The organism is Marinobacter sp. SS13-12, from assembly GCF_030227115.1.
Taxonomy (GTDB): domain Bacteria; phylum Pseudomonadota; class Gammaproteobacteria; order Pseudomonadales; family Oleiphilaceae; genus Marinobacter.
Map to the genome: position 1 here is coordinate 334,278 of NZ_JASSUA010000003.1, position 14,569 is coordinate 348,846.

Consider the following 14,569-nt stretch of genomic DNA (forward strand, 5'->3'; position numbering starts at 1 on the left):
GACCGCCACCATCAACGGGATATAGGTCTGAATCGTTCCTCTGCCAGCTGGTTGGCGATCTGTCCGGTGGGCAAGCCATCACGTTGTGACCGCTCGAAAATTTCCTGCAGCGTGTCTCCGATGGTGTCCACGTGTTTCCGGACTGCATCCGGGTCCGGGCCGGTGCGCTCGTAGTAGACATCGATGATGCCACCGGCGTTGATCACGAAATCCGGTGCGTAGAGCACGCCATGTTTCCACAGCACCTCGTCGTGGCGCGGGCTGGCCAGCTGGTTGTTGGCGGCGCCGGCAACGATGGGGGCCTGAAGCTTTGCAATGGATTGGTCATTCAGCACGGCACCCATGGCACAGGGCGCCACCACGTCCACCGGCAGGTACAGGATCTCCTCTGCGGTGGCCGGTGTGGCGCCGAGTTCAGCCACGGCCCGGTCCATCTGATCCTGATGGGTGTCATACACCCACAGTTTTGCGCCGGCTTCGGTAAGATGCCGGGCCAGGCGATAGCCCACATTGCCAATGCCCTGGACAGCGACTGTCAGACCTTCAAGGTCACTGCGACCGAGTTTGTGCTTTACTGCTGCCTGAAGGCCTACAAAGGTACCCCAGGCAGTGGCGGGAGACGGGTCACCGTTGCTTGGGCGGCCATCGAACCCGGGACGCTCCTTTATTCCGGCGACGTTGGAGGTCTGGCGGCCCATGATTTTCAGGTCGGCAACACTGGTGCCGGAGTCTTCCGCTGCAATGTAGAGTCCACCAAGCTGCTCCAGAAAGCGTCCCATGGATTCCAGAAGGGCTTCGGTTTTGTGTTGGCGAGGATCGCCAATGATCACCGATTTGCCACCACCCAGGTTGAGATTGGCGAGGGCAGATTTGTAAGTCATACCCCGCGACAATCTCAGTACATCACGGAGCGCCTCTTCGTCGCTGGCATAGGGGAACATACGGCAACCGCCAAGGGCAGGGCCGCGGGCTGTGTTGTGGACGGCAATGATGGCGCGCAGGCCCGTTTCAGGGTCGCAGCAGAAAGTGAGATGTTCGTGGTGGTCGAATTCAGGATGCGTAAATACAGTCATTGTTCAGGTTCCTTCTAACGCGTTTGCATTGGGAGCCACCCTGGTTGCGGATGCCTGCGCTGATGGCGGACACAGCCGAAACTGGATTGGTCACGGGTGACGGACCGGTCAAATGCCAGATTGAGGCTGCGCTAATCGCGCAAAGAGGGCACTTGGCAGCAGGTTCGATCGACTCGATCGTGAAGCAAAAGCAGGACGCGTAAAGAAGGATGTAATCGGGAGTTGCAGGATACGGGCAGGAAAGCCCATCATCAGGGACTGATTTACCGGTGACATACTGAAATCCTCTTCCACCAGGCCGGATCACGGCGTTCGTGGTCGTTTTGTTGTTGTGCCCCGGCGGGTTGGCCGGCAGGCATGATTTCATCGGGTGGGGCCCTTTTGGGGCCCGACGGAAAAAAGACTAGATAGCTTTTCCACCATCGTCAATGGTTGGAAATCACACATTTTTCAGTGAATTTGAAAAGTTTAACGGTAACAATCAGATAGCTCTACTTTACGTAAACGTAAATTTTCAGGTTGGCCGGAACGGGCGGCAGAATCCGGCTTTTACCTCCTTCAGGAAACCCCTTTATGCCTGTGTCAAAGTGCTTGATCATTTCGGCTGTTCTCCTGGTCGCTGGATGCACCGGAGTACCCGATGGAATTGAACCGGTGAGTCATCTGGATGTAGAGCGCTATAAGGGCACCTGGTATGAAATCGCGCGCCTGGATCATTCTTTTGAAGAAGGCTTGTCCAACGTAACGGCTGACTATTCACTTCAGGACGATGGCAGCATCCGCGTGATCAATCGGGGTTATTCGGAGGAGGACGAGAAGTGGGAGGACGCTGAAGGCCGCGCCGTGTTTGTGGATGAGGAGAACAACGGGCACCTGAAAGTCTCGTTTTTCGGCCCTTTTTACGCATCTTACGTGGTGTTCGAGCTCGATGAGGACTACCGCTACGCCTACATCACCGGGTACGACCGGGATTATCTCTGGTTTCTGTCCAAGACGCCCAGCGTGAGCGACGAGGCCCTGGCGGAATTCAGAACGGTGGCGACAGAAAAAGGCTTCGATCTTGAAGAGCTGATTGTTGTGGATCAGAGCCGCAACCGGTAAAACCCTCCAGGGCACCGTCAGCAATCAGACGGGAAGGTGGCCGGTTTTCACCCAGATCACCGTTTCTTCGTCGACAAAGGGGTGATGCTGGCTCATATGCGGGCTTCGCATCCAGGTACCGGCGGGGTAGCGTCCGTTCTCGTCACAGAACTCGCCCGATAGCACCAGTATCTCCTCGCCACCGAAGTGCCGGTGGGGCTGGAACTTTTCCTTTGCAGGCCACTTCACCAGCGCCACGTGCTCGTGTTCGAACTCATGCAGGGGCATCACCTCGAGGCCACCAATGCCTGGCAACCACTCGGCGGTGTTGGTGTCGATGCGTACGGTGGCGGTGTCGCGCTCATCGAACTGATGGAGCTTCACAAACAGAACGCAGCCTTCCTCGCTGAACGGGGCATGGCCGCTGCCGGGTGGGTTGCGCAGGTAAAACCCTTTGCCATAATCACCCGTCTCATCAGAGAACACGCCCTCAAGAACCAGAATTTCTTCACCCAGGGGGTGTTCATGGCGCTTGAAACTGGCGCCTGGCTCATACCGGACAATGCTGGTGGCGTGGCCACGTTCCGCTTCCTCACGCGCCAGGGGTTTACGGAGCACCCCACCGGCCGGGCTGGGAATCCACTCCTGGCTGGCGCTCTGGATGACGATTCTCTGGTTGAAATCCATGTTGAGCATAGGAACTCCGGTCAAACATATGAGCCATTGTCTACGACGAGTGTCCGGTGCCGGATGTATTTCCAGCCCCGGCCTCTATTTGATCAGCTTCTGAACCTCACGGAAGGCTGGGTGTTCACAGTGTTGCATCCACTCGAAGGCGACCATTTCCACGGTAACAATGGTGGCCCCTGCCTGCTGCAGGCGCTCCAGGGCCGCGTCCCGGTCGTTGTCATGACGGGAGCCGGTTGCGTTCTCCACCACCCATACGCCGAAACCGGCGGCCAACAGTGACAGGGCAGTTTGCAGCATGCAGACGTGGGCCTCGCAACCACCAATGATGATCTGTTTCCGGTCAGCGGGGATGGCGTTCACCAAACCGCCACCGCAGGCATCGAAGTGAATCTTGGTTACGGTCTGGTCGGCGAGCCCGGCAATTTCGTCATCGTTGTGTCCCAGCTTTTCCGGAATCTGTTCCGTGGCAATAACGGGCACGTCCATAAGCCTGGCGATACGGGCGAGCCTGGCACTTTCGGTCAATACCGAGTCGCCATGGCTGATCACGGGCATCAGCTTTTTCTGAAGGTCTATCAGCACCAGTGTTGATTGTTCGGCGTTCATCAGCATAACAGTCTCCTTCCCGAGGCAGCCGGGTTATGGTCTTTTCCCAGTATCGCACAAACCTGCAAATGGTTACTGCGGCTGCTCGACTACCAGGTATCAATCATCGGCCGGGCAAGGCCGCGCAAAGATTCCGGATCAACAGCGTTGAGGCCCCTGATCAGCCAGTCCCGGGTATCGGCAGGATCAATCACTGCATCGATCTCCAGGAAGCTTGCCATACTGACCCCTTTGCCACGCTCGTAGAGTTGTCCTACGAGTTTGTCGAACAGGGCTTTGCGCTTCTCCTCGTTCTCGACGGCCGCCAGCTCCCTGGCAAAGCCCAGACGAACGGCTCCCTCCAGACCCATGGCCCCGAATTCACTGCTGGGCCAGCCGATGGTAAACATCGGGGCATGGAAACTGCCAGCGGCCATAGCCTGGGCGCCCAGGCCGTAGCCCTTGCGCAACACCACGGTGAAGAAGGGTACGGTCATGCTGGCGGCGGTGACGAACATGCGTGACACATGGCGCACGGTCGCCTGTTTTTCGGCTTCGGGGCCCACCATGAAGCCAGGCGTGTCGCACAGGGAGAGCAGGGGCAAGCCGTGGGCATCGCACAGCTGCATGAAACGGGCGGCCTTGTCTGCGGCGCCAGCGTCAATGGCGCCACCCAGATGCATGGGGTTGTTGGCGATCAACCCGAAAGCCTTGCCGTGGATGCGAACCAGTGCGGTAATCATCCCTGGTGCGAAGTGTTTGCGCAGTTCAATCACTGAGCCCCGGTCTGCCAGGGTGTCGACCACTGTGCGGATGTCGTAGACACGCAGGCGGTTTTCGGGAATAAGGTGCCGCAGCTTGCGCTGGTCCATGGCTTCACCGGGGGTAATGTCACCCTGGAAACAGGCCAGGTATTGTTTGGCGATTCGGGTGGCATCTGCCTCGTCCCGGGCGACGATATCAACCACACCGTTACGGCTTTGGGTTGAGACCGGGCCGACTTCCTCGGGCATGAATCGACCCAGTCCGCCGCCCTCAATCATTGCCGGGCCGGCCATGCCGATGGTGGCATTTTCGGTGGCGATAATGACGTCGCAACACCCGAGCAGGGCCGCGTTGCCCGCGAAACAGCGGCCGGAGGCAATACCGATCAGTGGCACAGCCCCGCTGAGCCGGGCCATGCGCATAAAGGTGGTGCAATCCAGCCCCGCCACGCCTACCCAGTCCACATCGCCGGGTCGCCCACCTCCGCCTTCGGTGAAAAACACCAGGGGTAGTCGCTGCTTTTCCGCCAGCTCCAGCATGCGGTCGGTTTTCTTGTGGTTCATAACACCCTGGGTGCCGGCGAATACGGTGTAGTCGTAGCTCATGGCCATGCACCGTGCCACTTCAGGGCCGAACTGTTGACCGTTGACCGTGCCGGTACCGGCGACCAGCCCGTCCGCCGGGCTGAGGGCCTGCAACTCCTCAGGGCTGCGGCGGGTACTCTGGGCAGCAAGGGCCAGGGCACCGTATTCCATGAAACTGCCATCATCCAGCAGGTCCGCCAGGTTCTCGCGGGCGGTTCTCTGGCCGGTTTTACGGCGTTTTGCCACAGCGTGGGGCCGGTTTTCATCGGTAAGCTGGTCGTGGATTGCAAGAACCTGATGCAGATCCTGACGGATGTGGTCGAGATCCACGGATTCTTCCGTGGCAATTTCCGTCGCGGTGACCTCCTCCGGCTCGATAAACAGCAGGGGATGGTCTTCGTAAACAGCATCGCCAGCGGAGGCAGCAAGCGCAACCACACGCCCGCTTTGCCCGGCCCGGATAACGAACTCCATTTTCATGGCTTCCAGCACGGCAACCTGTTGTCCCTCAACAACGAGCTGTCCGTTTTCCACGTCGATACTGACCACAATGCCCTGGGCCGGAGATGTTATCGGATCCGAACCCTCCGGCCCGGCGGGCATGGCTGATTCGGCTGGTTCGGCCGGGCCTGTTTCACGAAAGTACAGATCGGGATGAGAGGCGGCCTCATCTGGTAGCAGTTCCTTCGCATGGGTGTCGATAAACCGGGTCGTCAGGTTGTTCAGCTGGACCTGGTTGTGTTGAAGCAGGTTCTGCAGGAACGGGATATTACTGGGAACGCCCTCGAGGCGGAACTCGCACAGAGCACGATAGGCGCGACGGAGCAGGGCGGGATAATCCCCCTCGGAATGGACAATCAGTTTCGCCAGCAGGGAATCATAGGCCGGGCTGGTGCTGTAACCGCTGTAGCCATACCCGTCGACCCTTATGCCCGGGCCGCTGGATGGTTCGTAGGCTTCTATTCGCCCACCCGCGGGTCTGGCACTGCCATCACTTGCCATGGTTTCGAGGTTGATCCGCAGCTGAATCGCCTGGCCCCGGGGTGCCGGTGCGCTGGCAAGTCCGGCCTCAGCGAGGGTCACGCCGGCAGCAACGCGGATCTGGAGTTGCACCAGATCCAGCCCGGTAATGGCTTCGGTGATCGTGTGCTCGACCTGCACACGGGGATTGGCTTCCAGGAATACGTACTGGCCGGTTCGTGTATCCACCAGGAACTCGATGGTACAGAGTCCGCGATAGCCGACTGCGCGGGTCAGCATCTCCGCGTCGGCCAACAACTGATCGCGCAGCTCCCCGGCGAGGCCGGGAGCTGGCGCCATTTCTATGACTTTCTGATTGCGCCTTTGCAGGGTGCAGTCCCGTTCCCACAGGTGGGTGACGTCCGTGCCATCACCGATAATCTGAACTTCAATATGTCGGGCCTCGGGAATCAACTGCTCGATATACAGGTCGCCGTTACCGAAGGCGGTGGCGGCTTCGGACTGGCAGCGATGGAACGCGGATTCCAGGGCTTCCAGTGAATGCACCGGCCTCATGCCCCGGCCGCCACCCCCGGCGATGGCCTTGAGCATAACGGCACCGCCTTCCCCCAGTGATTCCATAAAGGACTTGGCGGACTCCAGGCTGGTGGGCTCATTGGTGCCGTGAATCAGCGGCACCCCATGTTTTTTGGCCAACTGGCGGGCACTTGCCTTGTCACCAAACACATCCAGCACCGCCGGTGAGGGACCGATAAAAAAGATTCCAGCCGCCTCACACAGCCTTGCGAAGCCGGCACTTTCACTGAGGAAACCGTAGCCCGGATGAATGGCATCACAGCCATACTCTTTTGCAACGCGGATCAGTTGGTCCCCGTCCAGATAAGCGGCCGGCCCGGTCCCGTCCAGGGCTACCGCAACATCGGCCTTCCGCAGATGCAGCGACTGGCTGTCATCCCGTGCATAAACCGCAACGGTGGGTATCTCCAGCTCGGCCGCTGCGCGCGCAACACGGACAGCAATTTCACCACGATTGGCAATCAACAGGCGCTGAAAGGGCATGGGGCCAGGGTATCCTCTTGAAATAATGTATGAACCAACACAATAGCCTAGAACGACCGCATCAGGGGTTGAAGTGATCTTTACTTATCGCTGACCATTAGCCGGATTGATTGCTGAAACGACTCATTCCTGAACACGGGGCCCTATATGTCACGCTGGTTGATTATTGCAGGCATTGCACTGGTGATCCTGGGCCTGCTGGTCCACTTCGCACCGTGGCTGTTTCACTGGTTTGGCAAACTTCCGGGGGACATCAATGTCCGCTCTGACAGAAGCCAGCTGTTCATACCCATTACCTCAATGGTCCTGATCAGCATTGTGCTGACGATCCTGCTGAATCTGTTCAATCGTTAACCAGTGCCGGACTTGAGCAGGCTGCTGGTCAAAGGATTTAAAAATTGGAGTTGCCAAACCGGCATAAAACCATTAGAGTTTGCGCCCTCAAATGAGCGACGACGTTGCTGATTTGGAACGGTTTATTTAAAGAGTATTGGAGAGGTGGCCGAGTGGCTGAAGGCGCACGCCTGGAAAGTGTGTAAACGTTAATAGCGTTTCGAGGGTTCGAATCCCTCCCTCTCCGCCAATATCAAACCCCAGCAGAAATGCTGGGGTTTTTTATTGGCCGATTGGTAGGGTAAGAAGAACCCTCGCGGGTTCGACCGAAGCCTGCAAAGCAGGCTGAGGCACGGAGTGCCGAATAATCCCTCAGTCTATTTCCTGCCAGCAGTGTCCTTTCGCCGTGCCTTCTTCACCAGATACATTGCCTCATCCGCTCGAGCCAACAACGCTTCTGGATTTTTCATCCCGGGTTCTGACGTCACGACTCCAACACTGCCCCCTCCATAGTCAATGTTGGCAGTGCCGAGGTAAAAAGTTCCTTTGCTCAGATCCTCAAGCCGTTCCCGAATTGCCCTTCGGCTTCCTTCGTAATCGCCTGAAAAGGCGCTACCGAACACTACAAACTCATCACCTCCGATACGCGCAATGAAATCGCCTTCGCGAAGGCCGGCTTTGATTCTTTTCGCCATCTCAATCAGGAACCGGTCACCGGCATCGTGCCCGTAGTTATCGTTAATGGACTTGAAGCCATCCAGATCAATGAAAGCCAGGTGGATGAGGCTGTTGGCCCGGTCTGCGTTAGCCAGTGACCGTTTGAGCTCGGCGTCCATCGCGCGCCGGTTGGGAATACCGGTGAGCGGATCGGAGAGGGCGAACTCCTGGAGTGTTATGTGTTCGCGCCTGAGCGTTGCAAGCAACTGATCCCTTTCCAGTTGGCGAGCGATGAGACGGCTGAACATGGCGAGCAACCGCTGTGCGTCCTTCGATACCTGCACTTTCTGTCTGCTGGCGCCGCACAGGGTGCCGTACAGTTCATTGTCGCCAATGTGCACCGGTTCACTGATGTACGTCGTGAGCCCCAGAGCTTTTGCGGCCTCTGAGTCTCCCCACAGGTGTCTGACGTTGTCTGAGTACATCTGTCCTTCATCAATGGCACGCTTGCAAAGGGTGTCACCCCAGGGAACCGTCAGCCCTTCCGGTATACAAAGCTCTCTGCTGTTGCGGGCAAACACGATTCTCTGGACACCGGTGGCCTTATCAATATGTGTCAGATACGTGGATTCCAGCCCTGTAACCGTCTCCAGTAGTTCCAGTAGTGACTGGACCAGCGTCTCCAGGTCATCATCTTCAGAGACAGCGACTGCCAGTTTGTTCAAAACGTTGTTCATTACTACTACTCTGTGCCGTTCGAATTACAGCCTATGGCCTCGATCAGTTCTCTAACCTTATGTCGCATTGTAAATACAATTTATAAGAGATGCATTGTGAGGTGAGGCCATAGCCCGTCAGGCAATGCCTGCGGTCCGCAGCACAAAGACGCCGATGGTTACCGTCACACTTGCCATAAGAGTGGTCAGTGCCACGATGTTAGCGGCCAGGCGATCATTGCCGCCCAGTGCCTTGACCATCACAAAACTGGCCGCCGCTGTGGGGCTGGCAAAGAACAGGAACATCAGCCCGAGCTCCCGGCCCTCGAATCCGGCCAGCCAGGCCGCCAGTGTGCACAGCACGGGCAGGGTAATCATCTTCAGAACACTGGCGCTGATGGCCAGTTTGCGGTCGTTGCGCATGGCGCTCAGGGACAGCGTGCCGCCAATGCACATCAATGCCAGGGGCAGGGTGAGGGAGGCGAAATAGTCACCTGTCGTCATCAGCCAGGCTGGCAAGCCCAGGCCGGACCAGGCGAACGGAACGGCAACCACCACTGCGAGGATCAGGGGATTGCGGAGGATGTCCCCCAGGATGCGCCCCCAGCTGGCAGCCTGTCCTGGCTGGTAGGTGGTCAGCACAATCACCGACAGGGTGTTGTAGGAAATGATCACCACGCCGAGCAGGAGCCCCCCGGCAGACAGGCCGTAATCGCCATAGAGACTGGCCGCCAGGGCCAGGCCGACAATGCCGCAGTTACCCCGGAACGCGCCCTGAACGTACACGCCACGGTCCGCCAGCGGCACAGCCCGCAGGGACCAGAGCCAGCTGAACAGGAAGCTGGCCAGCGTGGCCATTACGAAAAAACCCAATAAAGCCGCGTTGAGGGTGGTATCCAGATCGGCACGCACAATGCTCAGGAACACCAGCGTGGGCAGCGTGGCGCGGAATACCAGCGCGGAAGCGGTATTGATGAAAGTGGCGTCTATCCAGCCCAGGCGCCTGAGTCCCAGGCCGATAAACACCATGGCGAATACCGGCAGGGTGATCTCAAGGGTATGTAGAAAGGTGTCGAGGAGCGCCATCCTGTCGGTGGTTACCGGGTCTCGAAGCTGGTGAATTCACCAGTAGCCGGGCTTTCGGTGGCGTCGACCCTGTCTACGTCTGCTGCAGGCGGGCCGTCCTTACACCATTGTCTGAGGGAATCCAGTGCTGACGGCGGTCCCTCGGCTACCAGTTCCACACGTCCGTCAGGCAGATTTTTCGCGTAGCCCGTCACGCCAAGTCCGGAGGCTTTTTCAGCTGCGGAGGCGCGGTAAAAAACGCCCTGCACCTTGCCGCTGATCAGCATTGACAGTCTCTGATGGCTCATGGCCTGATCCTCCCTTTATCCCATGACTATTTACAGTTTACGCCACACCAGCAATCGATTGTTGGCCGGCAATGGGTTATCACTTTCGAGCCGGAAACCCGTCCGATCAGACAGTTTCAGCAGGTCATCCATATCGCGGATGCCCATGTGTGGTGCCTGGGTGCGAAGGTGCCGATCAAACTGACGATTGCTGTCGCTGGTATGCGTTCCACCGTAGCTGAACGGGCCGTAAAGGCAAAACGGGGCCCCTGTGTTCATTCGCTTGGCGAGGCCGGAGAACATCGCCTCGACTTCTTCCCATGCCATGATGTGAGCGGTGTTTGCCGAGTAGGCGCCATCGATGGTGTCTGCTGGCCAGCTTCCTGACGCTACATCCAGCTCTACCGGCGGCCGGATGTTGGCAAGGGCGGAATCCCTGATCCAGCCAAGGCAGTGGTGGCTTGCGCCAGGACGGTCGCTGGGCTGCCACACCAGATGGGGCAGTGCCGATGCGAAATGAACCGCATGCTGGCCGGTACCGGTGCCGATTTCCAGTATTGTGCCCGGGCTGGTGAACGTCTCCCTGATGCAATCGAGAATAGGCTGCTTGTTGTTTTCGCAGGCCTGGGAGAAAGGCTTGTCGAGCGCCATAATTTACACCTGTATCAGGTCCAGTTGCAGTATCGCCATATAGGCTATGGTGCCAGAGGCGATGGATAAAAGCGCGTTGCGGCGCCAAAGGTGAATGACGACTACCAGAATGGCGGGTAACAACGCATCCAGCCCCGGCAGAGAACTGTTCCATGTGGCGGAGCGCTGAAGAAACACAGTTGCCAGCAGCGCCATGACCGCTGCCGGCAGATAGCGGCCAAGGTGCCTGACGAGTGGGTGTTCCGTGTGCCTCTGGAAGAACAGGAACGGAATCACCCGGGTCAGGAAGGTGGCAACCGCTGCCACCGCGATAAATCCTGCCAGATACCCGATATCAGCCATTGCCGGCACCCTCCGTACCCGCGCCTTGGCGAAGCCTGCGATACTGCACCAGCAATACCACGCTGACCACCACGATGGCTCCGATCAGTTGATGGGCCTCAGGCAGCACAAGAATGGCGAGTGCTGCAGCGGCAGCCCCGGCGATCACCGGAAAGGCATCCGCAAGCGCCTTGTACTGTTCGATGGTGAGGACGATGAACAGTGCCACCAGCGCGAATTCGATACCGCTGCTGTTGAACGCCACGTTGGCACCCAGAAGCGCCCCTAGGGCACAGCCTACGACCCAGTAGCACTGGTTAAAGAACGTGATGCGAAAATCCACCGCCTGCTCGTGATGTCTGTCCGCCGACCGTGCGCGGCTGGTCAGCAATGAATAGGTTTCGTCAGTCAGACCAAAGATCAGGTAGGCTTTGCGCCAGCCAGCCCCATGAAACTGGCCCAGCAGGGACAGCCCGTAGAACAGGTGGCGGGCATTCAGCACAAACATGGCAATGAACACTTCCAGCAGCCCGGCTTGAGCCGCCAGCAGGCTGACCGCAAGAATCTGGCCGGCACCTGCGTAGATAAGGATGCCCATGGCCGGGGCCGCCCACCAGGGGTAATCCAGCTGGGTGGTAAACAGCACACCAAAGGCCATGCCCAGAGGCAGGTAGCCGAACAGGATAGGCAGTGTCAGGCGGAAAACGGACTGATTCATAAGGCCCCGGAGAACGGAAAGCAGGGCATGATAGAGAATCCCGCCGGTGTTGAGAAGTCAGGCCTTCTACATCTGCTTCAAACCCATTACCATCGGGTGTTTGAGGCAGAGCAGATAAATGACCGACCAAACAGGCCATGAGCCCCAGCCGGATCCCCGGGAAGAGAAATTCGTGGTAGACACGGAACTGCTGTCGGATGATCAGCTTGACGGGCTCGTTGACGAGTACTGCACCCGCTATCACGGGCTCAATGATACCGAGAACCCCTTGGCAGAGCGGGAGCGTGTGAAAACTGCGGTCCGGCGCGGGGAGCTGGTGGTCTGGTTTGACCCGGTTGAGAACACGGCAAGCCTGGGCGGACCTGGAAAAAGCGTGTGACAAGGGCCCGGTATTGGTGGATGCACCTACCGCCGGGCACCCTTAACCGGTACAATTCCTGAATTCCCAATTTAAGCCGCGTGCGAGGTGAGTTTTGATCAGGGTATTGGTTGTAGACGACCATGAACTGGTCAGGTCCGGTATTACCCGGATGCTGGCCGACAACCCAGACATTGACGTCATCGGCGAAGCCTCCTCAGGTGAGGATGCTATTGATTTTGTGCGCAAAGACAGCCCGGACATCGTATTGATGGATATCCGGATGCCGGGTATTGGCGGGCTGGAGGCGACGCGCCGTATTCTGCGTATTGATGACGCCATTCGTGTCATTGTCGTGACTGCCTGCGCGGATGACCCTTACCCCACACGGGTTATGCAGGCCGGTGCTTCGGCTTATATCACCAAGGGTGCTGACATCAAGGAAATGGTGCGGGCGATCCGCATGGCTCATTCCGGCCAGCGCTACATCAGCCCCGAAATTGCCCAGAAGATGGCGCTCAAACAGCTTGGGGGTGGTGATGCACGGGACGAGGATGGCGAACTAACGCTCTTTGACCGGCTGTCCGAGCGGGAAATGCAGATTGCCCTGATGGTGGTGGACTGCCAGAAAGTGCAGGACATTTCCGACAAGCTTTGTCTCAGCCCCAAAACCGTGAACAGCTACCGCTATCGGATTTTCGAGAAGCTGGAAATTTCCAGTGACGTTGAGTTGGCGCTGATGGCGGTCAGGCTCGGGTTGCTCGATGCCGACAGGGCCTGACTCTCCAGCTGATCCTGCCGAGGCAGAGAATGACAGGGAGTTCGACACCAAAAGCTTCCTGAAACAACTGACCGAAAGGCCTGGCGTATACCGCATGTATGACGCCAGTGGCAACGTGCTGTATGTGGGCAAGGCCCGCAATCTCAAAAAGCGCGTTACCAGTTACTTCCGCAAGTCTGGACTGGCCCCGAAAACCGAGGCGCTGGTTTCCCGGATAAACTCAATCGAAGTGACCATCACCAGCAGCGAAACCGAAGCGCTGCTGCTTGAACAGAATCTGATCAAATCACTGCGGCCGCCCTACAATATCCTGCTGCGGGACGATAAATCCTACCCCTATATCTACCTGTCGTCACACGACGATTACCCGTCGCTGACGTTCCGTCGTGGGCGTACGAAGAAGGGTGGCGGCACCTGGTACGGGCCGTTTCCAAGCTCCGGGGCGGTCAAGGAAAGTCTTAACATTCTACAGAAGATATTCCGCATAAGATCCTGTAGTGAAAGCTATTTCAGAAACCGGACGCGCCCCTGCCTGCAATATCAGATCAACCGGTGCACGGCCCCCTGTGTGGAATTCATTTCGCCGGAGGACTACCGGGAGGACATGCGTCACGCCACCATGTTCCTCGAAGGCAAGAATCCCGCGATCCTGCAGGACCTGATGGCAGCCATGGAAACAGCGTCGAAGAATCTCGAGTTCGAGAAAGCCGCTGCCTACCGGGATCAGATCAACCATCTCCGCCACGTGCAGGAACAGCAGAGCGTGGACGGTGAGGGTGGTGATGCGGACGTTGTCGCCATTGCCCAGGATGCCGGAGTGGTCTGTATCGTGGTCATTATCGTGCGCGGTGGCCGGGTGCTGGGCACCAAGGATTATTTCCCGCGATACAGTATCGAGCAGTCGGAAGGCGAGCTGTTGAGCGCGTTCCTGGGCCAGTACTACTTCGGTGGCAGCACTCGGCGTGAAATACCGCCCGATATCCTGGTGCCGGTGGATGTGGAAGGGCAGGAACTGTTGTCACAGGCGCTGACGGAATCCGCCGGTCGCGATACCCGGGTCCGCAAGAATGTGCGGGGCGAGCGCCGGCGCTGGCTTGAGCTGGCCATGACCAATGCCCGCCAGACCCTGCTGTCACATCTGGCCAGCAAGGAAACGGTATACCGCCGCCTGCTGGCCCTGCGGGACCTGCTCGAGCTGGCGGAAACCCCGTCCCGCATGGAATGTTTCGATATCAGCCATAGCCATGGTGAAAACACGGTCGCATCCTGCGTGGTTTTCGACGAGAATGGGCCGCTGAAGAGCGACTACCGTCTGTACAATATCGAAGGCGTTACCGCCGGAGATGACTATGCCGCCATGCGCCAGGTACTGACTCGTCGATACAAGCGCATGGTGGCAGGCGAGGGCAAGCGCCCGGACCTGGTGTTCATTGACGGTGGTAAGGGGCAGTTGAACATTGCCCGGGAAGTGTTTGAAGAGCTTGGTGTTACGGATATTCCCCTGATCGGTGTGGCCAAGGGTGTGACGCGGCGTGCGGGCATGGAGCAGTTGATTGATGCCCTGACCGGAGACCTGTACCGGGTGCCGGCAGACTCCCCGGCACTGCACCTTATCCAGCATATCCGGGACGAGTCACACCGCTTTGCGATTACCGGCCACCGGGCGAGGCGTGACAAGAAACGCCGACAGTCTACCCTTGAAGGTATCGAGGGGGTCGGGCCCAAGCGGCGCCGTGACCTGATTCGTTACTTCGGTGGCATTCAGGAGCTTCGCAAGGCCAGCGTCGACGAAATGTCCAAGGTTCAGGGAATCAGCAGGAACCTGGCCGAAACCATCTACGCAGTACTGCATGACGAATAGGGAC

Annotated in this window: 15 protein-coding genes and 1 tRNA gene; 6 read left to right on the forward strand and 10 right to left on the reverse strand. The window is 58.3% G+C overall.

Going from position 1 to position 14,569, the window contains the following annotated elements; translation table 11 throughout:
- Window positions 1-11: 11 nt before the first annotated feature.
- Window positions 12-1,073, reverse strand: coding sequence for a Glu/Leu/Phe/Val family dehydrogenase (locus tag QPL94_RS17455; RefSeq protein ID WP_285359128.1), 1,062 nt, complete (start codon window positions 1,071-1,073; stop codon window positions 12-14).
- 654 nt (window positions 1,074-1,727) lie between these two features.
- Here QPL94_RS17455 and QPL94_RS17460 point away from each other — a divergent pair.
- Complete coding sequence (locus QPL94_RS17460; RefSeq protein ID WP_350310649.1) at window positions 1,728-2,174, forward strand: lipocalin family protein; 447 nt, start codon at window positions 1,728-1,730, stop codon at window positions 2,172-2,174.
- 24 nt (window positions 2,175-2,198) lie between these two features.
- On the opposite strand, the gene QPL94_RS17465 is transcribed toward QPL94_RS17460, so the two are convergent.
- The 3 genes from QPL94_RS17465 to QPL94_RS17475 all read right to left on the reverse strand — a co-directional run bounded on the left by QPL94_RS17465 (window position 2,199) and on the right by QPL94_RS17475 (window position 6,817).
- Complete coding sequence (locus QPL94_RS17465; protein ID WP_285359130.1) at window positions 2,199-2,849, reverse strand: cupin domain-containing protein; 651 nt, start codon at window positions 2,847-2,849, stop codon at window positions 2,199-2,201.
- 75 nt (window positions 2,850-2,924) lie between these two features.
- Window positions 2,925-3,455, reverse strand: a complete 531-nt coding sequence (locus QPL94_RS17470) for an isochorismatase family protein (RefSeq protein ID WP_285359131.1) — start codon at window positions 3,453-3,455, stop codon at window positions 2,925-2,927.
- Between the two features lie 83 nt (window positions 3,456-3,538).
- A complete protein-coding gene (locus QPL94_RS17475) occupies window positions 3,539-6,817 on the reverse strand; it encodes a carboxyl transferase domain-containing protein (protein ID WP_285359132.1) in 3,279 nt (1,092 codons plus the stop codon).
- Between the two features lie 147 nt (window positions 6,818-6,964).
- On the opposite strand from QPL94_RS17475, the gene QPL94_RS17480 reads away from it, so the two are divergent.
- Entirely contained in the window at window positions 6,965-7,171 is a 207-nt protein-coding gene (locus QPL94_RS17480; RefSeq protein ID WP_285359134.1) for a DUF2905 domain-containing protein, read from the forward strand.
- A 138-nt stretch (window positions 7,172-7,309) separates the two neighbouring features.
- Window positions 7,310-7,400 (forward strand) — tRNA-Ser (locus QPL94_RS17485).
- A gap of 127 nt (window positions 7,401-7,527) precedes the next feature.
- Here QPL94_RS17485 and QPL94_RS17490 read toward each other — a convergent pair.
- The 6 genes from QPL94_RS17490 to QPL94_RS17515 all read right to left on the reverse strand — a co-directional run bounded on the left by QPL94_RS17490 (window position 7,528) and on the right by QPL94_RS17515 (window position 11,565).
- Window positions 7,528-8,544: a sensor domain-containing diguanylate cyclase gene (locus QPL94_RS17490; RefSeq protein ID WP_285359136.1), complete on the reverse strand. Its 1,017-nt coding sequence runs from the start codon at window positions 8,542-8,544 to the stop codon at window positions 7,528-7,530.
- A gap of 117 nt (window positions 8,545-8,661) precedes the next feature.
- Window positions 8,662-9,609 (reverse strand): AEC family transporter, encoded by a 948-nt coding sequence (locus tag QPL94_RS17495; RefSeq protein ID WP_285359137.1) that lies wholly within the window; start codon window positions 9,607-9,609, stop codon window positions 8,662-8,664.
- 11 nt (window positions 9,610-9,620) lie between these two features.
- Window positions 9,621-9,896 carry an acylphosphatase gene (locus tag QPL94_RS17500; protein WP_285359138.1) on the reverse strand — a complete coding sequence of 92 codons (276 nt, stop codon included), beginning with the start codon at window positions 9,894-9,896 and terminating at the stop codon, window positions 9,621-9,623.
- Between the two features lie 30 nt (window positions 9,897-9,926).
- Window positions 9,927-10,526 carry a DUF938 domain-containing protein gene (locus tag QPL94_RS17505; RefSeq protein WP_285359139.1) on the reverse strand — a complete coding sequence of 200 codons (600 nt, stop codon included), beginning with the start codon at window positions 10,524-10,526 and terminating at the stop codon, window positions 9,927-9,929.
- Between the two features lie 3 nt (window positions 10,527-10,529).
- The gene (locus QPL94_RS17510) at window positions 10,530-10,868 is read right to left on the reverse strand and encodes a branched-chain amino acid transporter permease (protein ID WP_285359140.1); all 339 of its coding nucleotides are present in this window, start codon (window positions 10,866-10,868) and stop codon (window positions 10,530-10,532) included.
- Entirely contained in the window at window positions 10,861-11,565 is a 705-nt protein-coding gene (locus QPL94_RS17515) for an AzlC family ABC transporter permease (protein WP_285359141.1), read from the reverse strand. The genes QPL94_RS17510 and QPL94_RS17515 overlap by 8 nt, the downstream gene beginning before the upstream one ends.
- Before the next feature lie 118 nt (window positions 11,566-11,683).
- Between QPL94_RS17515 and QPL94_RS17520 the strand changes: the two genes are divergently transcribed.
- The 3 genes from QPL94_RS17520 (at window position 11,684) to uvrC (ending at window position 14,565) form a co-directional block, all read left to right on the forward strand.
- A complete protein-coding gene (locus QPL94_RS17520) occupies window positions 11,684-11,944 on the forward strand; it encodes a YheU family protein (protein WP_285359143.1) in 261 nt (86 codons plus the stop codon).
- Between the two features lie 94 nt (window positions 11,945-12,038).
- The gene (gene uvrY / locus QPL94_RS17525; RefSeq protein ID WP_285359145.1) at window positions 12,039-12,704 is read left to right on the forward strand and encodes a UvrY/SirA/GacA family response regulator transcription factor; all 666 of its coding nucleotides are present in this window, start codon (window positions 12,039-12,041) and stop codon (window positions 12,702-12,704) included.
- Window positions 12,688-14,565, forward strand: coding sequence for an excinuclease ABC subunit UvrC (uvrC, locus tag QPL94_RS17530; RefSeq protein ID WP_285359147.1), 1,878 nt, complete (start codon window positions 12,688-12,690; stop codon window positions 14,563-14,565). The genes uvrY and uvrC overlap by 17 nt, the downstream gene beginning before the upstream one ends.
- Window positions 14,566-14,569: the final 4 nt, after the last annotated feature.